Origin of the sequence: Streptomyces sp. WAC04114 (assembly GCF_019733245.1) — a bacterium.
Classification (GTDB): domain Bacteria; phylum Actinomycetota; class Actinomycetes; order Streptomycetales; family Streptomycetaceae; genus Streptomyces; species Streptomyces massasporeus_A.
This window is the reverse complement of sequence record NZ_JAIGQA010000046.1, coordinates 1-25,121: the sequence shown is the minus strand read 5'-3', so window position 1 is coordinate 25,121 and position 25,121 is coordinate 1. Positions and strand designations below refer to the sequence as shown.

The 25,121-nt window shown below is 71.0% G+C and carries 22 protein-coding genes and 2 pseudogenes; 9 read left to right on the top strand and 15 right to left on the bottom strand.

Annotated elements, in window-relative coordinates; translation table 11 throughout:
- Positions 1 to 9 precede the first annotated feature (9 nt).
- The 3 genes from K4G64_RS15210 to K4G64_RS15200 are packed head-to-tail and all read right to left on the bottom strand — an operon-like array spanning position 10 to position 4,572.
- Positions 10 to 1,980 carry a dipeptide/oligopeptide/nickel ABC transporter permease/ATP-binding protein gene (locus K4G64_RS15210; protein ID WP_221756579.1) on the bottom strand — a complete coding sequence of 657 codons (1,971 nt, stop codon included), beginning with the start codon at positions 1,978 to 1,980 and terminating at the stop codon, positions 10 to 12.
- A complete protein-coding gene (locus K4G64_RS15205) occupies positions 1,977 to 2,939 on the bottom strand; it encodes an ABC transporter permease (protein WP_221756578.1) in 963 nt (320 codons plus the stop codon). The genes K4G64_RS15210 and K4G64_RS15205 overlap by 4 nt, the downstream gene beginning before the upstream one ends.
- A gap of 4 nt (positions 2,940 to 2,943) precedes the next feature.
- A complete protein-coding gene (locus K4G64_RS15200; RefSeq protein ID WP_221756577.1) occupies positions 2,944 to 4,572 on the bottom strand; it encodes an ABC transporter substrate-binding protein in 1,629 nt (542 codons plus the stop codon).
- Positions 4,573 to 4,811: 239 nt separating this feature from the next.
- On the opposite strand from K4G64_RS15200, the gene K4G64_RS15195 reads away from it, so the two are divergent.
- Complete coding sequence (locus K4G64_RS15195; RefSeq protein ID WP_221756576.1) at positions 4,812 to 5,558, top strand: FadR/GntR family transcriptional regulator; 747 nt, start codon at positions 4,812 to 4,814, stop codon at positions 5,556 to 5,558.
- Positions 5,559 to 5,565: 7 nt separating this feature from the next.
- Positions 5,566 to 6,003: a protein phosphatase gene (locus K4G64_RS15190; protein ID WP_221756575.1), complete on the top strand. Its 438-nt coding sequence runs from the start codon at positions 5,566 to 5,568 to the stop codon at positions 6,001 to 6,003.
- A 141-nt stretch (positions 6,004 to 6,144) separates the two neighbouring features.
- Here the strand turns inward: K4G64_RS15190 and K4G64_RS15185 are convergent, their stop codons facing one another.
- The gene (locus K4G64_RS15185; protein WP_221756574.1) at positions 6,145 to 7,620 is read right to left on the bottom strand and encodes an alpha/beta hydrolase; all 1,476 of its coding nucleotides are present in this window, start codon (positions 7,618 to 7,620) and stop codon (positions 6,145 to 6,147) included.
- A 162-nt stretch (positions 7,621 to 7,782) separates the two neighbouring features.
- Positions 7,783 to 8,208, bottom strand: a pseudogene (locus K4G64_RS15180) (N-acetyltransferase family protein); the annotation flags it as partial.
- A gap of 428 nt (positions 8,209 to 8,636) precedes the next feature.
- On the opposite strand from K4G64_RS15180, the gene K4G64_RS15175 reads away from it, so the two are divergent.
- The 4 genes from K4G64_RS15175 (at position 8,637) to K4G64_RS15160 (ending at position 12,037) form a co-directional block, all read left to right on the top strand.
- Entirely contained in the window at positions 8,637 to 8,852 is a 216-nt protein-coding gene (locus K4G64_RS15175; protein ID WP_221756573.1) for a hypothetical protein, read from the top strand.
- A 26-nt stretch (positions 8,853 to 8,878) separates the two neighbouring features.
- Positions 8,879 to 9,625: a DNA repair protein RecO gene (gene recO / locus K4G64_RS15170; RefSeq protein ID WP_031107514.1), complete on the top strand. Its 747-nt coding sequence runs from the start codon at positions 8,879 to 8,881 to the stop codon at positions 9,623 to 9,625.
- Between the two features lie 57 nt (positions 9,626 to 9,682).
- Complete coding sequence (locus K4G64_RS15165; RefSeq protein WP_221756572.1) at positions 9,683 to 10,516, top strand: isoprenyl transferase; 834 nt, start codon at positions 9,683 to 9,685, stop codon at positions 10,514 to 10,516.
- A gap of 132 nt (positions 10,517 to 10,648) precedes the next feature.
- The gene (locus K4G64_RS15160) at positions 10,649 to 12,037 is read left to right on the top strand and encodes an MFS transporter (RefSeq protein ID WP_221756571.1); all 1,389 of its coding nucleotides are present in this window, start codon (positions 10,649 to 10,651) and stop codon (positions 12,035 to 12,037) included.
- Between the two features lie 86 nt (positions 12,038 to 12,123).
- On the opposite strand, the gene K4G64_RS15155 is transcribed toward K4G64_RS15160, so the two are convergent.
- The 4 genes from K4G64_RS15155 to K4G64_RS15140 are packed head-to-tail and all read right to left on the bottom strand — an operon-like array spanning position 12,124 to position 15,269.
- On the bottom strand, positions 12,124 to 12,543 hold the full coding sequence (locus tag K4G64_RS15155) for a Fur family transcriptional regulator (protein ID WP_030836532.1): 420 nt from the start codon (positions 12,541 to 12,543) through the stop codon (positions 12,124 to 12,126).
- Positions 12,544 to 12,601: 58 nt separating this feature from the next.
- Entirely contained in the window at positions 12,602 to 13,504 is a 903-nt protein-coding gene (locus K4G64_RS15150) for a metal ABC transporter permease (protein WP_221756570.1), read from the bottom strand.
- Positions 13,504 to 14,271, bottom strand: coding sequence for a metal ABC transporter ATP-binding protein (locus K4G64_RS15145; RefSeq protein ID WP_221756569.1), 768 nt, complete (start codon positions 14,269 to 14,271; stop codon positions 13,504 to 13,506). The genes K4G64_RS15150 and K4G64_RS15145 overlap by 1 nt, the downstream gene beginning before the upstream one ends.
- Positions 14,272 to 14,291: 20 nt before the next feature.
- Positions 14,292 to 15,269, bottom strand: a complete 978-nt coding sequence (locus K4G64_RS15140; RefSeq protein WP_221756568.1) for a metal ABC transporter solute-binding protein, Zn/Mn family — start codon at positions 15,267 to 15,269, stop codon at positions 14,292 to 14,294.
- 171 nt (positions 15,270 to 15,440) lie between these two features.
- On the opposite strand from K4G64_RS15140, the gene K4G64_RS15135 reads away from it, so the two are divergent.
- On the top strand, positions 15,441 to 16,823 hold the full coding sequence (locus K4G64_RS15135; protein ID WP_221756567.1) for a glycine--tRNA ligase: 1,383 nt from the start codon (positions 15,441 to 15,443) through the stop codon (positions 16,821 to 16,823).
- 153 nt (positions 16,824 to 16,976) lie between these two features.
- Here the strand turns inward: K4G64_RS15135 and K4G64_RS15130 are convergent, their stop codons facing one another.
- A complete protein-coding gene (locus K4G64_RS15130) occupies positions 16,977 to 18,101 on the bottom strand; it encodes an endonuclease/exonuclease/phosphatase family protein (RefSeq protein ID WP_221756566.1) in 1,125 nt (374 codons plus the stop codon).
- A gap of 213 nt (positions 18,102 to 18,314) precedes the next feature.
- On the opposite strand from K4G64_RS15130, the gene K4G64_RS15125 reads away from it, so the two are divergent.
- Entirely contained in the window at positions 18,315 to 18,932 is a 618-nt protein-coding gene (locus K4G64_RS15125) for a LysE family translocator (RefSeq protein WP_221756565.1), read from the top strand.
- A 69-nt stretch (positions 18,933 to 19,001) separates the two neighbouring features.
- Here the strand turns inward: K4G64_RS15125 and K4G64_RS15120 are convergent, their stop codons facing one another.
- From K4G64_RS15120 to K4G64_RS15105, 4 genes and pseudogenes are all read right to left on the bottom strand, one after another.
- Positions 19,002 to 19,208 carry a hypothetical protein gene (locus tag K4G64_RS15120; RefSeq protein ID WP_221756564.1) on the bottom strand — a complete coding sequence of 69 codons (207 nt, stop codon included), beginning with the start codon at positions 19,206 to 19,208 and terminating at the stop codon, positions 19,002 to 19,004.
- A gap of 115 nt (positions 19,209 to 19,323) precedes the next feature.
- Positions 19,324 to 19,980: pseudogene (locus tag K4G64_RS15115) on the bottom strand (MFS transporter); the annotation flags it as partial.
- A 36-nt stretch (positions 19,981 to 20,016) separates the two neighbouring features.
- Positions 20,017 to 20,826: a hypothetical protein gene (locus K4G64_RS15110; protein ID WP_221756563.1), complete on the bottom strand. Its 810-nt coding sequence runs from the start codon at positions 20,824 to 20,826 to the stop codon at positions 20,017 to 20,019.
- Between the two features lie 30 nt (positions 20,827 to 20,856).
- The gene (locus K4G64_RS15105) at positions 20,857 to 22,305 is read right to left on the bottom strand and encodes an MFS transporter (RefSeq protein ID WP_221756562.1); all 1,449 of its coding nucleotides are present in this window, start codon (positions 22,303 to 22,305) and stop codon (positions 20,857 to 20,859) included.
- A 78-nt stretch (positions 22,306 to 22,383) separates the two neighbouring features.
- Here K4G64_RS15105 and dusB point away from each other — a divergent pair, with 78 nt between their 5' ends.
- Positions 22,384 to 23,517: a tRNA dihydrouridine synthase DusB gene (dusB, locus tag K4G64_RS15100; protein ID WP_221756561.1), complete on the top strand. Its 1,134-nt coding sequence runs from the start codon at positions 22,384 to 22,386 to the stop codon at positions 23,515 to 23,517.
- On the opposite strand, the gene K4G64_RS15095 is transcribed toward dusB, so the two are convergent.
- A partial coding sequence (locus K4G64_RS15095; RefSeq protein ID WP_221756560.1) for a CDP-alcohol phosphatidyltransferase occupies positions 23,518 to 25,121 on the bottom strand: 1,604 nt, incomplete at its 5' end.

The window sequence follows — 25,121 nt, the reverse complement described above, 5'->3', positions numbered from 1 at the left end:
GACAAGGGTTCATGTCACGACCTCCGAGGTGACCAGGTCGATCGCGGGGTGGTGGCAGGCCACCGTGTGCGTCGGCGTGCCCACCGGGTCGGGGGGCGTCGTACGGCAGGTCTCGGTGGCGAGCGGGCAGCGGCCGGTGAAGCGGCAGCCCGCCGGGAAGTCCGCCGGGGACGGCACGACGCCCTTGATCTGCGTCATCCGCTCGGCCGCCGACTCCAGCGACAGCACACTGCCGAGCAGCCCGCGCGTGTAGTGGTGCGCCGGGGCCTCCACCAGGTCGGCGGTCACGCCCGTCTCCACGATCTGCCCGCCGTACATCACCACCACCCGGTCGGTGACGTCCGCGACCAGCGCCAGGTCGTGCGAGACGAGGATCAGTGCGAAGCCCAGCTCCGCGCGCAGCCGCAGCAGCAGCTCCATGACCTGTGCCTGCACGGTCACATCCAGGGCGGTCGTCGGCTCGTCGGCGACGATCAGTTTCGGGTCGCGGGACAGGGCCATGGCGATCAGGACGCGTTGGCGCTGGCCGCCGGAGAGTTCGTGGGGATAGCTGCGCAGGGTGCGGTCGGGGTCGAGGCCGACCAGGGTGAGGAGTTCGGCGGGGGTGCGGCGGCCGCCTCGGCGTACGACCTGTTTGAGCTGGGCGCGGATCGTCATCGCGGGGTTGAGGGACGACAGCGCGTCCTGGTAGATCATCGCCATCTCGTGGCCGAGCAGCCTGCGGCGCACGCGCATCGGCTCGGCGAGCAGGTCCCGCTGGTGGAAGCGGACCTGGCCGCCGATCCGCGCCCCCTTCGGCTGGAGTCCCATGATCGCCAGTGCGGTGAGCGACTTGCCGCAGCCCGACTCGCCGACCAGGCCCAGGACTTCACCGGGGAGCACTTCGAAGCTGACGCCGTCGACGATGTCCACCCCGCCGTGCCGGTCCTCGAAGCCGACGGCGAGGTTCTCGACCGCGAGGACCGGCCGGCGCCCCTGAGGGAGGGGACGGGCCCGTGCTCGCAGCCGCCTCGCGGCCGCCGCGAGGCCCGGCAGGGGCAGCACCTCGCCGCTGCCCGGCTCCGGGGCCTGAAGCGGGTCGTCGTGCTCGCGTACGTCCACCTCCCGCGGCGCCGGAGCCGCCCAGGCGTCGGACACGCCTTCGGACAGGATGTTCAGCGAGAGCACCGTCACCAGCATCAGCAGCCCGGGGAACACCGTCGCCCACCAGCCGCCGGTCAGCACCATGTTCTTGCCGTCCGCGATGACACTGCCCCAGGACGGGTCGGGCGGCCGTACGCCCGCCCCGATGAACGACAGCGACGCCTCGAACACGACCGCCTCGGCGACCTGGACCGTGCAGAACACCAGCACCGGCGCCGAGCAGTTGACCGCCACGTGCCGCAGCACGATGTGCGGGGTCCGCGCGCCGATCACCCGTTCCGCCGTGACGTAGTCCTCGCCGTACTGGTCGAGGACGTTCGCCCGGACCACCCGCGCCACCGGTGGCGTGAACAGGAACGCGATCGCGCAGATCAGCACGGTGATGCCGCCGCCGAACACGGCCACCAGCACGGCGGCCAGCGCGATGCCCGGGAACGCCATCACCACGTCCAGACAGCGCATCAGCGTCTCGTCGACCGCCTTGCGCGAGGTCGCCGCGACCGCCCCGAGCAGCGCCCCGGCCACCAGGGCCAGCCCGGTCGCGCCGAGCCCGATCGCCAGCGACCAGCGCGCCCCGTACATCAGCCGGCTGAGGATGTCCCGGCCGAGACTGTCCTGGCCCATCCAGTGCCCGGCCGACGGATGCCCGGTGCCGTCGGCCGGCGGCTGCTGGTCGAGCGGGTCGTGCGGGGCGAGGAGCGGCGCGAGCGACGCCATCAGGACGACGACCGCCAGGAAGCAGACGGCGATCTTCGACAGCGGCGGCAGCCTGCGCCAGCCGCGCAGCCGGATGCCGGGCCGGGACAGCGCGGTCGTGAGGCTCTTGCGGGTCATCATGTGGTCGCATCCCTCAGTCGCGGGTTGACCAGCAGGTACAGGACGTCGATGACGAGGTTCACGACGACGAACCCGGCCGCCGTCGTCAGCACCACGCCCTGCACGACGGCCGGATCGCCGTTCTTCACGGCGTCGATCATCAGCTTGCCCATGCCGGGCAGCGAGAAGATCGTCTCGATGACGACCGCGCCGCCCAGCAGATAGCCGACGCGCAGCCCGAGCACCGTGAGCGGGTTGATGAGCGCGTTGCGCAGCACGTTCCGCCCGACGACCACCCGCGGCGGCAGGCCGCTCCCGATCGCCGTGCGCACGTAGTCCTTGTCCAGTTCCTCCACCACGGCCGTGCGCACGATCCGGGTGAGCTGCGCCGCCACCGGCAGCGACAGCGCCAGGGCCGGCAGGGTCATGGTCCTCAGCCAGCCGGTGAAGGAGTCGGCCGGGTTGATGTAGCCGCCGGTCGGGAACCAGCCCAGGTCGACCGCCAGATACTGGATCATCAGCAGGGCCAGCCAGAAGCCGGGCGCGGCGACCCCGGTCAGCGACACGACCCGGATGATCTGGTCGGGCAGCCGGTCCCGGTAGATGGCCGCGGTCACCCCGCCCACGAGGGACAGCACGACCGCGATGCCCAGGCCCAGGAACGTCAGCTGGAGGGTGAGCGGCAGCGCGGTGGTGACCTGGTCGATCACCGGCGCCCGGGTCAGCGCGCTGGTGCCCAGGTCGCCGTGGAGCAGGGCGCCGACGAAGTCCGCGTAGCGCACCGGCAGCGGATCCAGCAGGCCGTGCTCCTCGCGGAAGTCGTGCAGTTGCCGCGGTGTCGGGTTGGCGCCCTGGAAGAACGCGGACGCCGGGTCGACGTCGGAGAACCGCATCACCAGGAACACGAACAGCACGATCCCGAGCATCAGCGGCACGAGCAGGGCGACACGGCGGAGCAGGATCCGCAGGACGGCCGTCATGGGGCTAGGCCCACCTGGCCGTCAGGAGATTGATGCCCGGGTACGGCTGTGCCCTTATGCCGCTGAGCCGCGCCGGGTTCCAGGCGGTCATCAGCTCGTTGTGGACGACCGGGTAGAGCACGGCCTGTTCGGCGACGACGTCGATGTAGTCCTGGACGATCGCCTTCTTCCTGGCCGGGTCGGGCTCCCGGGTGGCCCGGTCCATGTCCTTGAAGAGCTGCTTGGCGACGGGGTCGGCGGCCCAGCGGGTGTACTGCATCCAGAGGTTCTCGGGGCCGTAGTTGTAGTGCATGATCAGGTCGGCGTCGAGGCCGAACTGGTTGGGGTTCGAGGCGGCGGCGACGACCTGGTAGTCCTGCTTCTGGTCCATCTTGGTGAACACGGCCGTGGTCTCCTGCGGGGACAGCGTCGTGCGCACGCCGATCGCGTCCCAGGAGGCCTTGACGGTCGGCAGGCAGTCCACGATCCAGCTGACGTTCACGGCCAGGATCTCGATGCTCAGCCCCTTGACCCCGGCCGCCTTCAGCAGCGCCTTCGCCTTGTCCGGGTCGTGGTCGTAGACCGTCTTCGCCCGGCGGTAGGACGGGTTGGCCTCGTCGAGGAAGGAACTGGCCGGTTTGCCGTGGCCCTTGAGCGCGACCTCCACCATCTTCTCGGTGTCGATGGCGTAGTGCAGGGCCTGGCGCACCCGTACGTCGTCGAACGGCTTGTGCTCGGTGTTGAACATCAGGAACAGGTTGTTCATCCCGGCCCCGCCGGCGACGGTGAGACCGCCGCTCTCCAACTGGCCGATGTTGGCGTACGGGATGTTGTCCGCGATCTGCGCCCCCGCGCTCGACCCGGAGATCTTCGCGACGCGGGGCGCCGCGTCCACGATCGTCAGCCAGTTCATCTTGCGGAAGGCGGGCTTGCGCGGCCCGTTGTAGTCGGCGAACGCCTCGAAGGTCGTGTTCGACTTCGGATGGTGAGCGGTCTGCCGGTACGGCCCCGAGCCGATCGCCTTGCCCTTGATGGCGTCGTCCCAGGCGCCGGGCCGGGAGAACACGTGCTTCGGCATGATCTTCGCGAGCGTCAGCCGCGACAGCCCGTCCGGGAACGGGAACTTCAGCACCAGCTCCACGTGCTGCGCGTCGATCTTCCGGACCTCCTTCAGCCAGCTCGCGAAGAAGCCCTTGGCGAGGGTCTGGGTGTCCGGGTCGAGGATCCGCCGGAACACGAAGACCACGTCGTCGGCGGTGACCGGCTTGCCGTCGTGGAACTTCGCACCCGCCCGCAGAGCGAACGTCCACGACGTGCCGGCCGGGTCCTTCGGCACCTCGGTCGCCAGGGCCGGATACGGCTCACGGGAGATCGGGTCCGTGTCCAGCAGGCCCTCGTAGATGTGGTTGTTGGCGGCCATGCAGAACGCGGACGCCGTCTGGGTGGGGTCCCAGCTGCCGTCGTTGCCGTAGCCGATCACCGCGGTGAGGGTCCGGTCCCGGCCACTGCCCGTACCGGTGTCGTTGGTGGACTCCGGCCCGGACGAACAGGCCGACAGCGACGCGGAGACGGCGGCGGCCGCGCCCAGGGCGCCGGTGTACTTCAGGAACGACCGGCGGTGCAGCGCCGGCACGTCGGGGGTCTCGTCGCGCACGGGTCCTCCAGCGAGTTCTGGGGGGAAGGGCTGACAGAGGAGATACGACGTCCTACGTCCTGCGGTCAGCGCGACCATAGGAGGGGGCTCGGGGGCGGTCAAGGGATCGCACACGAATGGCGCATCTGCCATAGGTGGAACCAATGGCGCTGTGTGCGTAAACAGTTGACGCCCTATCAGAACAGGTCCGGGGTCCGGTACCGCCAGAGGTGGGACGTGGGACGTCCGGGGCGCGTACGATGCGGCGCATGTCCGAGGAGCCCAGGACCAGCCGGATACAGCGCCAGGTCGTCCAGCTCATCCTCGACCGCAGACTCACCGCCGGGGCACCGCTGCCCACGGAGGCCGCACTGATGGAGGACCTCGGCGTCAGCCGCAACTCCGTCCGCGAGGCGCTCAAGGCCCTCCAGGCCCTCGACATCGTCGAGGTCAGACACGGCTACGGCACCTACGTCGGCCGGGCCTCCCTCACCCCGCTCGTCGACGGCCTGACCTTCCGCGCCCTGGCCCGCCACGACGACGACACCGCCGCCCTCGCCGAGATCCTCCAGGTGCGGGAGGTGCTGGAGGAGGGCCTGATCCGCCGGGTCGCCACGACCGCCACCGAGGCGGAACTGGACCGGCTGGAGGACGTGGTGGCCCGCATGGAGTCCGCCCTCGGCCCGGGCGGCTCCTTCCCCGAACTCGACCGCGAGTTCCACGACGTGCTGTACGCGTCTTTGGGCAACGACCTCGTCCGCCAGCTCCTCGCCGCGTTCTGGACGGTCTTCCGCCGGGTGTCCGGGGCCCGCGGCCTGCCCGGCGACCCGCCCCCCGAGATCACGGCCCGCCGCCACCGCGACATCGTCACGGCGCTGCGGGCCCGCGATGTGGAGGGAGCGCAGCGGGCGATGGCGGTGCACTTCCGGGGGATCGAGGCGCAGACGGGGCGGGAATCGCGAGGGGTGGGCCGATTCCGCCCCCCGGCAAGCGAACGCGGCGCATGATGAGGCCGTGAGCGAGCTGTGGAGCGAGAGCGACATAGGCGTCCTGCGCCTGCCCTCCGGCCGGCTGGTGCGAGGGCGGGGGCTGCGCCACCCCCTGGCCCCCGGCTCGCCCCTTCCCTCCTACGCCCTCTACCTCCTCGGCGGACAACCCCCCGCCGTCCCCTGGGAGTCGGACTGGATCCGCTGGCCGGACTTCCGTCTCCCGTCGGACCGGGCGGCCGCCCGCGCGGCGTTGGCGGACGCGTGGGAACGGGCCGCCGGGGAACGGGTGGAGATCGCCTGCGGCGGAGGGCGCGGCCGTACGGGCACGGCGCTGGCCTGCCTGGCGGTGCTGGACGGGGTGCCGGGGGAGGAGGCGGTGGCGTACGTCCGGCGGCACTACGACCGGCATGCCGTGGAAACGCCCTGGCAGCGGCGGTACGTGCGCCGGTTCGGGCAGGGATGAGCCTCTCCTTCGGCACGGTGCCTCATCCCTTGGTCGCACGGCCGTAGACCGACGGCCGACAGCGGAGCCGGTGCCGCGCTCGGCACAGTGGGCGTTCCGCGCGGTGGCCCGCCGCTACGGGGCGGCGGGCCACCGCACCGCTCAGCCGCAGTAGAGGTCGGAGGCGGGCCGTTCGCCGGTGGCCAGGAAACGGGAGACCGCCCGGTCGCCGCAGGCGTTGCCGTTGGCCAGATAGGCGTCATGGCCCGTGGAGTTCACGGTGACCATGACGGCCCGGTCGCCGAGGGCCCGGCGCAGCTTCAGGGCTCCGGCGAGCGGGGTGGCGACGTCCCGCCGGTTCTGCACGAGCAGGATGGTGGAGGGGCCGCGGTCGGTGATCCGCACGGCCGGCTCCTTCGGCGCGTACGGCCAGGCCGCGCACACCATCGGCCCGCGCGGCATGCCCGCGGTCAGCGGGTACGCGGCCCGGCTCGCGGCGACAGCCTTCTGGTACGCGGCGGCCGAGTCGGGCCAGTCGACGTCGTTGCAGATGGTGCCGACGCCGACCGCGGTGACGTTCTGCAGGACCGACTCGGGCGGCGCCTCGGGCGCCGGCGGCACGGTGCCCTCGCGAACGGCCCGGATGGTGTTGGCCAGGGTCGGGTAGTCGTCGGGGTCGTAGAGGCTGGACAGCATGGTCTGACGCAGCGCGTTGCCGTCCAGCCGCGGGGGGTTGGCGCCCGGCCAGGGCAGGGGCTCGCGGTCCAGCCGGGCGGCGAGCCGCAGGAAGCCGGACCGTACCTCCGCGGGCGTACGGGCGACCCGGTACGGATTGCCGGGGCGGGAGGCCCACTTGGCGAACTCGGGGAAGTTGTCCTCGACACCGACCTCGAAGGCGGCGAGCCAGTTGCGGGTCACGCGCGTGTGGTCGGGATTGTTGTTGCTGTCCAGCACGATGCGGTCGGTGCGGTGCGGGAACAGCTGGCTGTAGACGGCTCCGACGTAGGTGCCGTACGAGACGCCCCATGCGGAGATCTTCTCCTCTCCGAGGGCGGCCCGCAGGCGGTCCAGGTCGCGGGCCTCGTTGGCGGTGCTGATGTGCCGGATCAGCTCACCGCCGTTGCGGGCACAGGCCTCGGCCGTACGCCGGGCGGTGGCCATGCTCTCGTCGACGGAGCCGTCCGGGGCGGGCCAGGGCAGGCGCTTCGTCATGCTGATGTCGGCCGGGTCGAGCGCGCAGTCGACGGCGGTGGACGGTGCCATGCCGCGCGGCGCGAACCCGACGAGGTCGTAGGCGTTGCGCACGCCCTGCGGCAGCTTCTGCCCCTTGCCCGAGGGGTCGGCGAGACTGTCCCCGCCGGGGCCGCCCGGGATGAGCAGCAGGGCGCCCCGCCGGGCGGACGGCTTCTCACTCGGGATCCGGGAAACGGCGATCTGGATCTTTGCGCTGTCCGGGTCGGAGTAGTCCATCGGGACGTCGAGGGTGGCGCACTGCTGCCTGGGGTCGAGACCAGGGCCGCTGCACCGGCCCCAGTCGAGGGAGCCGGGCCCGGCGGCGGTCGCCCCACCGGGCCCGGCGAACGCGAGCACCGCACCGGTGGCGGCGACCAGCGCCGCGCATTTCGTGATCCGCTTCATGTCCAGCAGCGTGACCGACCGGGGCAGAAGGACACATCCGGGTAACTGCCCTATGTCTCTGGGGGATTACCCCAGGTTTTCCGGCGTCGCGGGTCTCTGCGCGAAGTAGCTGTCGTGTCGCACCCGGAACTCCCGCGGCGCCTCGCCGTGGTTCCTGGCCGCCGGCCCCGGCCGCCGCAGCATGAAGACGTCGACCGCGTCCTGTGTCTCCACCGTGAAGCCGTGGCGCTCGTAGAGCCGGCGGGCCGGGCTGCCCCGGAGGACGTTCAGCCGGACGAGGTCGCCGGAGGCGTCCGTCCTGGTCAGCAGGGCCCGCAGGACCGCCGACCCCAGGCCCCGGCCCTGGAGCGCCGGAGTGAGGTAGAAGTGCTCCAGCCAGAGGCCGCTGTCGGACGGGCGCAGGGTGACGCTGCCCGCGAAGGTGCCCTCCGACGTGATGATCGACGTGTGCCGCGGGGAGAAGCCGTCCCGCAGGCGCTGTCTGACCCGGTGCCCGTCGTAGCGGCCCAGCCGCTCCAGGTCCGGGCGCATCACCACGGCCCGCAGTTCCGCTATCGCCTCGACATCCGCCGGCCGCGCGGGGCGGATGTCCCATTCCGGTTCCGGGTGACCCTCTGACGTTTCCACGGCCGGATTGTTTCAACGCTCGCGGTGCCCTCTCGTCCGCGGTCCCCAATACGCCCGGCGGCGTGCCGATTTCCGTCAATCGGCCGCCCGGCCGACCGCTGGAAAGTACCCCCGGTCTGCGACACCCCGTGCCGAACCCCTTTGTGTCGCCCCGCAGTTGTAGGACACAGCCCCCCTTCGAAGTGCAGTCGCGGAGTGTGACAACGAAGATGCGAAGAGTGAAACCGTGAAAGGAGGGGGAGCACGGTGGAGGCACGACAGTCGGCGCTCTGCGCCGAAGAAGCGGAGGACGCGGTGAAAGAATTGCGGGCAGAACTCGCCAAGGCCGGAATTATCCTGCTCTCGACGGGACTTGGCGGAACCGCCCGGCGTCTCACGGCGGTGCCGCGATGAAGCCTCCCGTCGGCGCCTATGTCGTGGACACCCGCAGCGGACGCATCGGCATCGTCATGGGGCATGAGGGGCCCTACGTGCAGTTGCGGCCGTACGGCGGCGGCAGGGAGTGGGACGCCGACCCCGGGGCCGTCCGGCACGCCACCCCGGCCGAGCGGCTGCGCGTGGCCACCGCGTACGCCAACGCCCGCAGCAGGGGTGAGGTCCCTTGACGTGACGGCCCTGCCAGAATGGCTCCATGAGTCTGTTCCGCGACGACGGCATCGTGCTGCGCACCCAGAAGCTGGGTGAGGCGGACCGGATCATCACACTGCTCACGCGCGGTCACGGCCGGGTACGCGCGGTGGCCCGGGGTGTGCGCCGGACGAAGTCGAAGTTCGGTGCGCGCCTGGAGCCGTTCTCCCATGTCGACGTGCAGTTCTTCGCCAAGGGGAGCGAGCTGGTCGGGCGGGGGCTGCCGCTGTGCACCCAGAGCGAGACCATCGCGCCGTACGGCGGCGGGATCGTCACCGACTACGCCCGGTACACGGCCGGGACCGTCATGCTGGAGACCGCCGAGCGGTTCACCGACCACGAGGGGGAGCCGGCCGTGCAGCAGTACCTGCTGCTGGTCGGCGGGCTGCGGACCCTCGCCCGGGGCGAGCACGCACCGCACCTCGTGCTCGACGCGTTCCTGCTCCGCTCCCTCGCCGTCAACGGGTACGCCCCGAGCTTCACCGACTGCGCGAAGTGCGGGATGCCCGGACCCAACCGGTTCTTCTCGGTCGCCTCGGGCGGATCCGTCTGCGTGGACTGCCGCGTACCCGGCAGCGTCGTACCCTCGCCCCAGGCCCTGGAACTCCTCGGCGCCCTGCTTACGGGAGACTGGGAGACCGCGGACGCGTGCGAGGCGCGCTACGTGCGGGAGGGCAGCGGGCTGGTGTCCGCGTATCTGCACTGGCACATGGAGCGCGGGCTGCGCTCCCTGCGCTACGTCGAGAAGTAGCGCGGCGGCGGAACAGAGCAGCACAGAAGCAAGCGAGCACGAGGAGACGAGAAACACATGGCCGTACGCGGGATCCTGGGGCGCCAGCGCCGGGAGTACAGGACGCCGGAGCCGCACCCGTCCGGCGCGCGGCCCCCGAAGATCCCCGGGGAGTTCGTACCGCAGCATGTGGCGATCGTCATGGACGGCAACGGCCGCTGGGCCAAGGACCGGGGGCTGCCGCGCACCGAGGGGCACAAGGTCGGCGCCGAGCGCGTGCTGGACGTGCTCCAGGGGGCCGTCGAGATGGGCGTGGGCGCCATCTCCCTCTACGCCTTCTCCACCGAGAACTGGAAGCGCTCGCCCGACGAGGTGCGCTTCCTGATGAACTTCAACCGGGATTTCATCCGCAAGACCCGCGACCAGCTCGACGAGCTGGGCATCCGCGTGCGCTGGGTCGGCCGGATGCCCAAGCTGTGGCGCTCGGTCGCCAAGGAGCTCCAGATCGCCCAGGAGCAGACCAAGGACAACGACCGGCTGACCCTGTACTTCTGCATGAACTACGGCGGCCGGGCCGAGATCGCCGACGCGGCCAAGGCCATGGCGGAGGACGTCAAGAGCGGGAAGCTCGACCCCTCCAAGGTCAATGAGAAGACCTTCGCGAAGTACATGTACTACCCGGACATGCCGGACGTGGACCTGTTCCTGCGGCCCAGCGGCGAGCAGCGCACCTCCAACTATCTGATCTGGCAGAGCGCCTACGCCGAGATGGTCTTCCAGGACGTGCTGTGGCCGGACTTCGACCGGCGCGACCTGTGGCGGGCCTGCCTGGAGTTCGCCTCCCGGGACCGGCGCTTCGGCGGGGCCGTCCCGAACGAGGAGCTGCTGGCCATGGAGGGCGAGCAGCAGTAGCACACCGGGCCCGCCGGCCTCACCTGTCGCAGCCGACGCCGCGGCCCGCCGGCCTCACCCGTCGCAGCCGACCGCCGCGGCCCGGCAGCCCCTCCGGTGGCAGCCGGGCCGTGGCGGCGGTGTCCTGGTGGCATGGGTTCGACCGCCGTCGGCGCACCCCGGCGGACCACGAGACGGGCCGGGGTCTTCATCGCGGCCTCGCTGGCCCTGTTCTGCATCCAGCTGGACTTCTTCGCGCTCAACCTGGCCATCCCCGGGATCGCCGACGAGCTGGACACGACCGTCTCCGCGGCGCAGTGGACGCTGTCCGCGTACATGCTCGCCGTCGGCTGTCTGTTCATCGTCGGCGGACGGCTGGGTGATCTCCTCGGCCGGCGTCCGGTCCTGCTGGCCGGGACCGGGCTGTTCGCCGCCGCCTCCGTCGGCTGCGCCCTCGCGCCGAGCCTCGGAGTGCTCGTCGTGGCCCGGGTCGTGCAGGGCGCGGGTGCGGCGCTGATCTTCCCCGTGTCGGTCTCCGTGATCACCAACGCCTTCCCCGAGGAGACCCGGGCCCGGGCGCTCGGGGCGATGTTCGGGATCGCCAACGTCGGCACCGCTCTCGGACCGTTCGTCGGCGGGGGCTTCACCGACGGGCCCGGCTGGCGGTGGATCTTCTGGCTGCTGGCCCCGCTCAGCGCCCTCTCCCTGCTGATCGCCCTGTGGTACGTCCCCGACTCGCGGGACGAGAGCGCCCCGCGCCAGATCGACCTGCCGGGCTGTCTGGCCGTCGTGACGAGCCTGGCCGCCCTGACCCTGGCCGTGGAGCGGGGGAGCGCCTGGGGCTGGGACCACGCCCGCACGCTCGCCCTGTTCGGGATCGCCGTGGTGGCCGGTGCCCTCTTCGTGCTGCGGGAGCGGACCTGCCGGCATCCGCTGGTCGACTTCCGGCTCTTCCGCAACATCCGCTTCGACCTCGTCACCGTGATGGGGTCGGTCGCCAACATGGGCTACGCCGTCACCGTGTTCCTCGCCACGCTCCAGTTGCAGCAGGTGCGCGGCCTGTCGGCGATCCTGTCCGGCACGGTCTTCCTCGCCCCGGCCGTGATGGTCGCCTGCTCGGGGCCCATCGGCGCCTGGCTGTCCGGCCGGATGCGCGCCACCAGCGTCATGGCCCTGGCCGGGACCATCGCCGGGACCGGCATGATCGGGCTGAGCTTCGCCTGGTCCTGGTGGGTCTATCTGCCCGTCTTCACCTGGTGCGCGCTCGGGCTGGGCCTCGGCTGGACCTTCGCGAGCGTCGCCACCCAGCAGGTCGTCCAGCCCGCCCGCGCCGGAGAGGCCTCGGGCGTCGTCCTCACCGCCCTCGTCACGCTCGGCGCCATCGGCCTGGCGGCCGTCGCGGCGGCCATCACCTCACTCACCCCCGAGACCGGCCCGGAACGCGCCTACGACCTCATCCTGCGCGTCGGCGGCACCGTGATCCTGGCCTCCACGGCCCTCTCGCTGCTCGTCCGGCGCGCACTGAGCGCCCGGGGCGCGTGACGGCTCAGGGGCGCGGGGAACTGCGCGACAAGCCCCAACGCACCCGCAGACGGCGACCGGACGCCACCCTCACGGCGATCAACCGCTCAACCGCCGGAGGCCCCCGCGCAATCCGCACAGGTCCCGAAAATCTCCACCGTATGAGCCACGTTCACATACCCGTGCTCCGCGGCGATGGACTCGGCCCACTTCTCCACCGCCGGCCCCTCCACCTCCACGGCCTTGCCGCACCCGCGGCACACCAGGTGGTGGTGATGGTCGTCGGTGGAGCAGCGCCGGTACACCGACTCACCGTCGGCCGTGCGCAGGACGTCGACCTCACCGGCATCGGCGAGGGACTGCAGCGTGCGGTAGACCGTGGTGAGCCCGACCGAGTCACCCTTGTGCTTGAGCATGTCGTGCAGTTCCTGCGCGCTGCGGAACTCGTCGACCTCCTGCAGGGCCGCCGCCACAGCGGCCCGCTGCTTGGTGGCGCGGCCCTTCACGGACGGTCCAGCGGTCGTCACCGTTGCCTCCTCACGTCTGCCTTGCCCGGGCCATTGTGCCAGCCCGAGGTGGGGGCGGTCAGACGCCGACTTCGTCTGTCGCCGCGCGGCTGCCCGGGATGGCGCACTCGGCGGGGTCGGCCGTCGCGTCCGGGGCCGCCGCCGCGCGGGCGCGGCGCCGGGCCAGCGGGGCCGCGAGCGCCGTCAGCACGATGAACGCGCCGATGGTCAGCAGCACGATCGTCGCGCCGGGCGGCACGTCCTGGTAGTACGAGGTGACCGTGCCGCCGATCGTCACGCTCACGCCGATGGCGACGGCGATCGCGAACGTGGCGGCGAAGCTGCGGGTGATCTGCTGGGCGGCCGCGACCGGCACCACCATCAGCGCACTGACCAGCAGCAGCCCGACCACCCGCATCGCCACGGTCACCGTGACGGCCGCGGTGATCGCCGTCAGCAGGTTCAGGACCCGCACCGGCAGGCCCGTCACCCGGGCGAACTCCTCGTCCTGACTGACCGCGAACAGCTGCCGCCGCAGACCGAGGGTGACCAGGACGACGAACGCGGCCAGGACGCAGATCGCGGTGACGTCCGACTGGGACACCGTCGACAGGGAGCCGAACAGGTACGACGTCAGGTTGGCGTTGGAGCCCGTCGGCGCGAGGTTGATGAACATCACACCGCCGGCCATGCCGCCGTAGAACAGCATCGCGAGGGCGATGTCGCCGCGGGTCTTGCCGTACCAGCGGATCAGCTCCATGAGGACCGCGCCGAGGACGGAGACCAGGGTCGCCATCCACACCGGTGACCAGGACAGCAGGAAGCCGAGGCCGACGCCGGTCATCGCCACGTGACCGATGCCGTCGCCCATCAGGGCCTGGCGGCGCTGGACCAGGTAGATCCCCACCGCGGGGGCGGTGATGCCGACCAGGACGGCGGCGAGCAGGGCCCGCTGCATGAAGGCGTAGTCGAGGAAGTCCATCAGCTCAGCAGTCCCGTGCGGATCGGTTCGGCGCCCGCGGGTGCGTGCGGGTGCACGTGGTCGTGGCCGGGCAGGGCGTGCTGGCCAACGGCCTTCGGGGGCGGCCCGTCGTGGACGACGCAGCCGTCGCGCAGGACGACCGCCCGGTCGATGAGGGGCTCCAGGGGGCCCAGTTCGTGCAGCACGAGCAGCACGGTCGTGCCCTGGGAGACCTGCTCGGCGAGGGTGTGCGCGAGGACCTCCTGGCTGGCCAGGTCGACGCCGGCCATCGGCTCGTCCATGATCAGCAGCTCGGGTTCGGAGGCGAGCGCGCGGGCGATCAGGACGCGCTGGTGCTGGCCGCCGGAGAGGGCGTCGACCGAGTCCTTGGCCCGGTCCGCCATGCCGACGAGCTCCAGCGCCTGCCGTACGGCCTTGCGGTCGGCCTTGCGCAGGACGCCGAAGCGGGCCCGGGACAGGCGGCCGGAGGAGACCACCTCGGTCACCGTGGCGGGCACGCCGCCGGCGGCCGTGGTGCGCTGCGGGACGTAGCCCACGCGGTGCCAGTCGCGGAACCGCCCGTGGTCCGTGCCGAACAGCTCGATGGCACCGGCGCCGGTCTGCACCTGGCCGATGATGCTGCGCACGGCCGTGGACTTGCCCGAGCCGTTCGCGCCGAGCAGCGCGACGACCTCGCCGCGGTGCACGGTGAGGTCGATGCCGCGCAGCACGGGGCGCGAGCCCAGGTCCGCGCGGACGCCGCGCAGGGATACGACGGGCTCGGTCATGCCGTCCTCCGGTGGGTCGATCACTTGGCTCCCAGGGCCGTCCGCAGGGCCTTGAGGTTGGCTTCCATGACCTGGAAGTAGTCGTCGCCGCGGGACTTGCCGGTGATGCCCTCGAGCGGGTCGAGGACGTCCGTCTTGAGCTTCGCGTCCTTGGCGAGGGTCTTCGCGGTCTTGTCGGAGACCAGTGTCTCGTAGAAGACGGTGGTGACGCCGTCGGCCTTGGCCTCCTGCTGGAGTTCCCTGACCCGGGCGCCGCTGGGCTCGCTCTCGGGGTCGAGGCCGGAGATGGCCTCCTGGGTGAGGCCGTAGCGCTCGGCGAGGTAGCCGAAGGCGGCGTGGTTGGTGAAGAAGACCTTGGTCTTGGTGTCCTTCAGGCCGTTCTCGAAGTCGCCGTTCAGCTCGTTCAGCTTCTTGACCAGGGCCGCGGTGTTCTTCTTGTAGTCGGCCGCGTGGTCCGGGTCGGCCTTCTCGAAGGCCTTGCCGACGCCCTGGGCGACCTCGGCGTACTTCACCGGGTCGAGCCAGACGTGCGGGTCGCGGGCGTGCTCCTCCTCCTCGGAGTGGGCCTCCTCGGAGTGGCCTTCCTCGGAGTGGCCTTCCTCTTCCTCGTGGCTGTGGCCGCCGGTGCCGTGGTCCTCGAGGTGGGTCAGGGTGGCCGCGTCGATCTTGGTCTTGATGCCGGTCTGCGAGACGGCCTCGTCGACGGCGGGCTGGAGGCCCTTGAGGTAGAGCGCCGCGTCGGCCTCCTCCAGCTGCGCGCGCTGCTGGGTGCTGATCTCCAGGTCGTGCGGCTCCTGGCCGGGCTCGGTCAGGCTGGTGACGTTCGTGTGGTCGCCGCCGATCTGCTCGGCGAGGAAGGCCATCGGGTAGAACGACGCGACGACGTCGAACTTGTCCGTGTTGCCCGTGGCCGCGCTGTCGCTGGAGCAGGCGGTCAGGGCGCCGAGGCCGAGAGCGGAGGCCAGGGCGGCGGGTATGAGGTGTCGTCGTACGTTCATGACAGTCATTTTCAACAAATATGGAAACCGTTGTCAACAAAGAGTCTGAGCAGGGCCTTGAGGTCCACGGAGGGGGAGCGATTTGATTGAGAGGGCGTCCCCGCCGGTAACCTGAGTCATTCGCTGGAAGCAACTCGCTTCGTCGCCCGTCGTCGTAATGAAGAGAGCACCGTGGCCGCCGACAAGATCGACACCATCGTCAGCCTGAGCAAGCGCCGTGGCTTCGTATTCCCCTGTAGTGAGATCTACGGCGGCCAGCGCGCCGCTTGGGACTACGGCCCCCTGGGTGTCGAGCTCAAGGAGAACCTCAAGCGCCAGTGGTGGCGCTACATGGTGACGTCGCGCGAGGACGTCGTGGGGATCGACTCGTCCGTGATCCTGGCCCCCGAGGTCTGGGTCGCCTCCGGTCACGTCGCCACCTTCACGGACCCGCTGACCGAGTGCACCTCCTGCCACAAGCGGTTCCGCGCGGACCACCTGGAGGAGGCCTACGAGGCCAAGCACAAGCGCCTGCCGGAGAACGGCCTGGCCGACGTCAACTGCCCCAACTGCGGCAACAAGGGCCAGTTCACCGAGCCCAAGCAGTTCTCGGGCCTGCTGTCCACCCACCTCGGCCCGACCCAGGACTCCGGCTCCGTCGCCTACCTGCGGCCCGAGACCGCGCAGGGCATCTTCACCAACTTCTCCCAGGTGCAGACCACCTCGCGCCGCAAGCCGCCGTTCGGCATCGCCCAGATGGGCAAGTCCTTCCGCAACGAGATCACGCCCGGCAACTTCATCTTCCGCACCCGCGAGTTCGAGCAGATGGAGATGGAGTTCTTCGTCAAGCCGGGCGAGGACGAGAAGTGGCAGGAGTACTGGATGGAGCAGCGCTGGAACTGGTACACCGGTCTCGGCCTGCGCGAGGAGAACATGCGGTGGTACGAGCACCCGAAGGAGAAGCTCTCCCACTACTCCAAGCGCACCGCCGACATCGAGTACCGCTTCCAGTTCGGCGGCAGCGAGTGGGGTGAGCTGGAGGGCGTGGCCAACCGCACCGACTACGACCTCGGTGCCCACTCCAAGGCCTCCGGCCAGGACCTCACCTACTTCGACCAGGAGGCCGGCGAGCGCTGGACTCCGTACGTCATCGAGCCCGCGGCCGGTGTCGGCCGCGCGATGCTGGCGTTCCTGCTGGACGCCTACATCGAGGACGAGGCCCCCAACGCCAAGGGCAAGATGGAGAAGCGCACCGTGCTGCGCCTCGACCACCGCCTCGCCCCGGTGAAGGTCGCGGTGCTGCCGCTGTCCCGCAACCCGGAGCTGTCCCCGAAGGCCAAGGGTCTCGCCCAGGCGCTCCGGCAGCACTGGAACATCGAGTTCGACGACGCCGGCGCCATCGGCCGCCGCTACCGCCGCCAGGACGAGATCGGTACGCCGTTCTGCGTGACCGTCGACTTCGACACGCTCGAGGACAATGCGGTGACCGTCCGCGAGCGCGACACGATGAAGCAGGAGCGGGTGTCGCTGGACCAGATCGAGGGGTACCTCGCGGCGCGTCTCGTCGGGTGCTAGTTGATTGACGGGTCAGCGTCCGCCCGGCTTGTGTGATTCGCCGGGTGCGGATCCGTCGTGGTTTGTCGCGCCCACGCGGCGGAGCCGCATATCGATACAGCCCCGCGCCTCTGTCGGACCCCGCTGCCCCTACGGGACGCGGGGTCCGACCCGTTACAGGTCCAGGTCGGCGTTGAGGGCCGCGTGGTCGGAGGCTGCGGTGGTCCTCGACTTCACGCTGTTGAAGGACTTGATGCCCTCGGCGAAGATTCCGCGGGTCTCCAGGCCGACGTGCTGCACCTGGCTCCACAGCGACGGGGACAGCAGCAGGTAGTCGATCTTCTGCCGTGACGAGTCGCACTCCCCGAACGTGCCGGGCAGCCCTTTGTAGCTCGGGTGGCTCATCACGTCCTGCAGGCCGGTGGCCAGGAGGGCGCTGACCGGTTTGCTGCCGGGGGAATCGTTCATGTCTCCGGCGACCAGCACGCGCGAAGAGCGTGTGAGGGCGGCCCGGTAGATCTCCGCGACCCGCTTGGCCTGGTTCTCCCGCAGCTTCGGGTTGTCGTTGGACTTGCTCTTGAGGTGGTTGCCCAGGAGCCACAGGGGCTCCTCCCCGGGACCGGTTCTGATCTCGATCTCGAACTCGGGGCAGTCGCGGCTGAACAGCGGATTCCCGGATTCGTCCGGATCGGCGTCGAAGATGTGCGACCGCACGGACCTGATCGGGAAGCGGCTGAGGATGCCGATGTCGATGCCGCGGATGTCGTTGCCGTCGATCAGCATGTTGTAGGGATACGGCTTCCCTTCGGCCGGGCCGCCCACGATCTGCTCGTTGAAGCGGTCCAGGGTGAGGCGGTCCTCGACCTCGACCGTGAGCAGGATGTCGGCGTTGACCTCGGTGACCACCTTGCCGGTGTTCCGCACGGCGTCCCCGTCGAGGTCCTCCCGCACGAGTTCGGCCCAACCGGACCAGTTTCTCCGGCCGCCTGCGAGGATCCGCACCTCGAAGTCGGCCGACCCCGGCCGCCCGGACGTCTGGAAGAGACTGGCTCCCCCACGGGTCTGGTTGATGAAGATCGGCGGAGGGTCGTCGGGGTCCGTCGAATAGGCCCTGTACTTCTTGATGAGCTCGGCGATCCGGAGCTTCTCGTCCCGCTCATAGGTCGCCAGGTCGAGCAGGGAGACCAACTCGGCGAAGTCGGCCAGGATCCGCCGGCGCCGCTCGACGTCCTGGAGGCCGAGGACCGCGGGGCGGCGGAAGAGATTCTCCATGTTGAAGGTGGCGATACGGACGGTCATGGCGCGCTCCCTCGGGCGGCGCAGAGTTCCGCGCGACCGGTGGGCGGGCGCCGCCGGGGAGACCGCTCACCGGCACTTTCCATTGTCCGAGCGGGTGTGAAACGTGTCGAACGGTGGGGCCCTTGAGGACGCTGAGGTGCGGGGGATTGGCCCCGCATCCCCCGGGCCGATTGGTCCTGTTCCCGCGCGGCGGGGGCGCGCCAGGGTGAGCGCATGAGCATCGCGTTCCTGCTGACCACCCTTGTCGTCGTCGCCACGCCGGGCACCGGCGTCGTCTACACCCTGGCCGCCGCGCTCTCCCGGGGGCGCCGCGCGAGTGTCGTCGCGGCCGTCGGCTGCACGCTCGGGATCGTGCCGCACCTGCTGGCCACGGTCACCGGCGTCGCCGCGCTGCTGCACGCGAGCGCGACCGCCTTCCAGCTGCTGAAGTACGCGGGCGTCGCCTACCTGCTGTACATGGCGTGGGCGACGGTGCGGGGCAAGGAGGCACTCATGGTCGAGGAGCGGGACGCGGCCCCGGAGGTGTCGGCGCGCCGGGTGATCGTGCGCGGCGTGCTGGTCAACATCCTCAACCCGAAGCTGACGATCTTCTTCTTCGCGTTCCTGCCGCAGTTCGTGAGCCCCGGGGAGCCGCACGCGGTGCTGCGCATGGCCGGGCTGGGCGGGGTCTTCATGCTGGCGACTTTCGTGGTGTTCGCCGCGTACGGGGTGCTGGCCGCGTCGGTGCGCCGGCACATCGTGGGCCGCCCCCGGGTGATGGCCTGGCTGCGGCGGGGCTTCGCGGGCTCGTTCGTGGCCCTGGGGGCGAAGCTCGCGCTCACGGCGCGGTAGCCGCAGGCTCTCCGGGGGACGGCGACGCAATGCCCTTCCGGGTGACGGTGGCCCGAGCGGCGCGTGCTCTCACGCCGCCGTCGGGTCCACCGTGGCCTGGTGGGCCTCCGCCAGGTGTTCCTCCGCCTTCAGCCAGGGCAGGAACTGGGCGCTTCTGTGCCAGCCGCAGGTGTCGCATCTGATCCTGCGCTGGACGCCCGTCCGGTGCACCCGCACCACGTGCTCCCGGCCGTGCTGGTCCCACCGGCTGACCTTGCTCGTGTCGATCTGCGTCATGGCCCCTCCCGCGTCGAGAAATCCGGCGTTCCGGTCTGCTCGCAGCAAGGAGTGTGCAGCAAGACCGACATCAACAGGGTTTCCCCGGAGATGAGTTATCAGGCCGTGAGAGACCTCAGGCGACGGTGCGGGGCAGGCGCAGGCTCAGCAGGCCGGTGAGTACGACGCCGCCCAGCTGCACCAGCAGGGTCGTGACCAGGGCGTCCCGCATGCCCATTCCCGGAACCAGGGACAGGAACAGCGTGCCCAGGGTCGCCACGCCGAGGGCCAGCGCCGACTGCTGGGTGGTGATCATCACCCCGCTGCCGACACCGGCCCGGGCGGGCGGCACCTCGGAGAGGATCACCCGGTAGACGACGGGGAGTTGCAGCGCCTGGCCCGCACCGGCGACCGCCGCGCCCGGGAGCAGCTCGACGAAGCCGAGGTGCGGCCAGAACCGCCAGGCGGCCAGCGCCATCAGGGCCAGGCCCACGCCCTGGAGGGCGGCACCGGCCGTCACCACGCGGGTGCCGTACCGGGCGACCAGCCGCGGGCCCAGCAGCGAGAACACGAAGAACACCACCGCCAGGGGCAGGAGCGCCAGGCCCGCCGCGACCGGCGAGAGCCCGGCGCCCTGTTGCAACGCCACCGCGATCACGAACATGAAGCCGCTGAAGCCGATGGAGAACGGCAGCACCAGCAGCAGCCCGCGCCGCAGCGAGGTGAGCGCGAACAGGCTCGGCGGCACCAGCGGCGTACGGCCCTCGCGGTCGGCCCGGCGCTCCACCGCGCCGCTCCGGGCGATGGCGCTGAGCAGGGAGACGAACCCTCAGCCTGTCTCCCGGTAGTTCATGAACCAGTGGGTGTCGAAGTAGCGGGCCATGGTGAACCGGTGGTGCGGTTCGGTGAGGATGCGGCAGACGAACTCCGCGGTCCGGTAGGCGAAGGGGACGTCCTCGCCGTCGAAGGACCGCACCACGACGGGCCACCGGTCGGGGTCGTCGCCGTCGGTCCGCCAGCAGTACAGGTCCTCGTGCTCCGTGCCCGCCCAGATGAGCAGGCCCTCGTCCCGGAGTTGCGTCCACGGCTCCTGGTTCAGGTCCAGGTAGCCGTCGAAGGCGCCCTCGCCGAACGTCTCCACCATGCGCTTGTAGTCGCCGGGCAGGGGGGTGCCCAGGCGTGACTCCGTCTCCGTCCAGTCCACGTCGGGCCGCCGGGCGGGCTCGCTCCAGCCCGTGATGCGGGTGAGCCGCTCCATCCAGTCGACGCCGATGCCGGCGTCCTCGTCCCGGGCGGGCACCGGGGGGTGGGGCACCTCCCGGTGGGCGACGGCCAGCACCGGCCGCTCGATCCCCTCGCCGTCCCGCGCCGTGCCCGCGCCGCCCCACCGGTCCCCGTAGGCCCACGCCCGCAGGGTCACGGCCCGGTCCGCGAAGGGGGCGAGGAGGGCCGCGCCCCGGGACTCGTCGGCCGTCGGGTCGGTGAAGCCGTCGAGGACGAGCGTGCGCGGCGTGCCGTAGCGGCCGTCGAGCAGATCGATCAGGGCCTGCGGGTCGAGGTCGGCCGGCAGGTAGAGGTGGCCGCTCGCAGGTCCGAGCCGGTCCAGCAGGTCGTTGACGGTGGCTTGGGTGAGCTCCATGGCGGACAGTGAAGCGCACGGCACCGACAATCAGCGGTCCGCGGTCACCACCACGTCCCGCACCTCCGGCGACTCCAGGCGGCGCGCGGCCCGCTCGGCGGTCCCCCGGGCCCACCGCCCGTTCGTCACCGCCCCCAGCGCCAGCACCGCGAACCCGCACACGGCGAGGATCCACCACCCGGGCCGGGCCGCGGACACGAACACCTCCCGGTAGGAGGCGGAGCCGACGCCCGAGGCGAGGACCGCGCCCACCACGGCCACGCCCAGTGTCTGTCCGAGCTGCCGGCTCGTGGAGGCGACCGCCGCTGCCACGCCCGCCTGGGCGCGTGGCATGCCGGACACCGCCGTGTTGGTGATGGGCGCGTTGACGAAGCCGAAGCCGATGCCGAACAGGACGTAGCCGGCGAAGAGCGTGACGTCGGAGGTCTCGGCCTCGAACGCGGCGAACAGGACACCGCTCGTCGTCATCGCCAAGCCCGCGATCAGCAGCGGCAGGCGCGGGCCGCGCGAGCCCACCAGCCGGCCCGAGAGCGGCGCGCACAGGAAGGTCGGGACCGCCATCGGCAGCATCCACAGGCCCGCCTCCAGGGCGGTCAGACCGCGGACGTTCTGCAGGTACAGCGTCGACAGGAACAGGAAGCCGCCGAGCGCGGCGAAGGCGCTGATCGCGATCACCGTGGCCCCGCTGAACGGCGCCGACCGGAAGAACCGCAGGTCGATCAGCGGCTCCTTGCGACGCGGCTCGTAGAGGAGCAGCCCCACCAGGGCGGCGAGGGCGACGGCGGCCAGCGGCGCGATCGACCCGAACGGGGTGCTCGGCGCCTCGATGATCGCGTACGTGAGCGAGCCGAACAGTGCGATCACCAGCACCTGCCCGACGGGGTCGGGTCGGCGGGCGCGCGGCGCGCGGGACTCGGGGACGAAGCGCAGGGTGAGCAGCAGGGCCGCGAGGCCCACCGGCAGATTGATCCAGAAGATGGAGCGCCAGCCGACGGAGTCGACCAGGAGCCCGCCGACCAGCGGGCCGGCGGCCATCGATATGCCGACGACCGCGCCCCAGACGCCGATGGCCCGGGCCCGCTCGCGCGGGTCGGTGAAGGTGTTGGTGATGATCGACATGGCGACCGGGTTCAGCATCGAGCCGCCCACCGCCTGCACCATCCGGAACGCGATCAGCGCCTCCAGGCTCGGTGCGAGGGAGCACAGCACCGAGCCGAGGGTGAAGACGACCAGGCCCGCCATGAAAACCCGCTTGCGGCCGATCCGGTCGGCCGTGGAACCCGCGAGCATCAGCAGCGAGGCCAGGACCAGCGTGTACGCGTCGATCGTCCACTGCAGACCCGACGTGCTGGCGTGCAGGTCCTGCTGCATGGAGGGCAGGGCCACGTTCAGGACCGTGTTGTCGAGGCTCACGATCAGCAGGCTCATGCAGCAGATCGCGAGCACCAGCATGCGGCGGCGGTGACTGAGCTCGGGCATGCGCTTCATCGTACGCCGATTTCGATAGTGTGGCTAACTAATGAATTTTGCCATCTCATTGCACGGCACAATGGAGGCATGTCCACGCCCCTCCAGATCGGTCCGCACACCGTCCAGCCGCCCGTCGTCCTGGCCCCCATGGCCGGGATCACCAACGCGCCCTTCCGCACCCTGTGCAGGGAATTCAGCGCAGGTAAGGGCCTGTTCGTCAGCGAGATGATCACCACCCGGGCGCTGGTCGAGCGCAACGAGAAGACCATGCAGCTGATCCACTTCGACGCGACGGAGACGCCGCGCTCGATCCAGCTCTACGGCGTGGACCCCGCGACCGTCGGCAAGGCCGTCCGCATGATCGCGGAGGAGGACCTCGCCGACCACATCGACCTCAACTTCGGCTGCCCCGTGCCGAAGGTCACCCGCAAGGGCGGCGGCTCCGCGCTGCCGTACAAGCGGAACCTGCTGCGGGCCATCCTGCGCGAGGCCGTCAGCGGCGCCGGCGACCTGCCCGTGACGATGAAGATGCGCAAGGGCATCGACGACGACCACATCACCTTCCTCGACGCCGGACGGATCGCCGTCGAGGAGGGCGTCACCGCCATCGCCCTGCACGGCCGCACCGCCGCCCAGCACTACGGCGGCACCGCCGACTGGGACGCCGTCGCCCGGCTGAAGGAGCACGTGCCGGAGATCCCGGTGCTCGGCAACGGCGACATCTGGTCGGCCGAGGACGCCCTGCGAATGGTCCGCGAGACCGGCTGCGACGGCGTGGTCGTCGGCCGCGGCTGCCTCGGGCGGCCCTGGCTCTTCTCCGACCTGGTCGCCGCCTTCGAGGGCCGCACCGAGGACATCGCCCGCCCCGCCCTGCGCGAGGTCGCCGACGTCATGGTCCGGCACGCCACGCTGCTCGGGGAGTGGATCGGCGACGAGGCCCGGGGCGTGATCGACTTCCGCAAGCACGTCGCCTGGTACCTGAAGGGCTTCGCGGTCGGCTCCGAGATGCGCAAACGCCTCGCGATCACCTCGTCCCTGGAGGAGCTGCGCTCCGGCCTGGACGAGCTGGACCTCGACCAGCCCTGGCCGTCCGGCGCCGACGGGCCCCGGGGCCGTACCTCCGGCAACAACCGTGTGGTGCTGCCGGACGGCTGGCTGAAGGACCCCTACGACTGCGCCGGGGTCGGCGAGGACGCCGAGCTCGACACCTCGGGCGGCTGATCAGTCCTTGGAGGGGTGCGGTGTGGAGCCGAACGCCTTCAGGAAGCGGTCGCGGAAGGAGCTCATCTTCCACACGGGCGCGTCGCGCTCGGGCTTGAGGCCCTCCGTCCAGTTCCAGTCGGCGACCTTGTCCAGGACCTTCGGGTCCTTCGCGACGATCGACACCGGCACGTCCCGGGAGGCGTGGTTCCCGCTGACCCGGGCGATGGGCTGGTGGTCGCCGAGGAAGACCAGGACGGTGTCGTCGGTGCCGTAGCGCTCCAGCCACTGGGTGAGGCTGGTGACCGAGTACTGGATGGACTTGCCGTACTCCTCGCGGGACTTGGTGGTGTCGGTGATGACGTCCGAGGCCTTGTTGCCGGCCTTATGGATCGCGTCGAAGACCGAGCCGTCGCCGAGCTCGTCCCAGCCGACCATCTTCGGGAGGGGCGCCCAGGGCTGGTGGCTGGAGGTCAGGATGACGAACGACATCAGCGGCTTGTCCCGCTTCTTCCCGTGCACCCGCTTCTGGAACGCCTCCAGCGCGTACTGGTCGGGCATGGTCGACCAGCTGAACTTCGGCCCCCGGTAGCCCAGGTCGAAGGCGTCGTAGAGCTTGTCCAAGCCGTACCACTTCTCCTCCGGCCAGCCCTTCTGGACGCCCGGCATGACGCCGACCGTGTCCCAGGCGCCGGTCTTCTGGAAGGCCTTGGTGAGGGTGAGGTGGTCGCCGGCGCTGACCGTGCGGTAGCGCCGCTGGTTGTCGATCCACAGGCCGGACATGGTCGTGGAGTGGCCGAGCCAGCTGCTGCCGCCGTACGTCGCCGAGGTCAGCCAGCCGCTGCGGGCGGCGAAGCCGGCCTTCTCCAGGGCGGCGGTGCTCGCGTCCAGGGTGCGGCCGACGCCGGGTGCCATGACCGGGTCCTCGATGGCGCTGCGGCCATAGCTCTCGATGAACGTGAAGATCACGTCCTTGCCGCGCAGGTCCGGCAGCAGTTCGCCGGGCGGGGTGTTGCCGAAGGAGTCGGCCTTCGACTGCTTCACGAACGCGGCCTCGTCCCGCAGGGACTCCACCGTCCGCTGCGCGTGCACCCGGAGGGCACCGGCCCCGCGCTCGGAGGCGATCGGCAAGCCGAACAGCGTCAGACCGAGCGCGGAGCAGGTGACCCAGACAGTTCCGGCGACCAGGGCGCCCTTGGTCGCCCGCACCCGGTGGCGGGCCAGCACGGTCGCGAGCCGGATCGTCGCCGCGACCATGACCGCCGCCACGAGCAGCACCAGCACTACCGCGCCGACGGTGACGGCCGTCGCGACGCCCCCGCCCAGGGTGTCCTCGACGTACGCCTGCGCGTCGGGCAGCAGGTCCCAGTCGAGCGCGGCGTTGAAGCCCCGGCCGAGGTACTCGTTGAACCCCATGTCGAGCAGGTTCACCGTGGTCAGGGCGGTGAGGCCGAGCCCGTACAGGACCGCCGCCACCAGCCGCGGCCGGCGCGGCAGCGCCAGCACGACCACGGCCCCGATGACCGCCTCGGCCGGGATCCGCGCGAAGCTGACCGCCTTGAGGGCGGGGAGGGTGTTGGGGAGGAGCAGGGCCCCGAGGACCAGGACGGCGGAAAGGGTGGTGG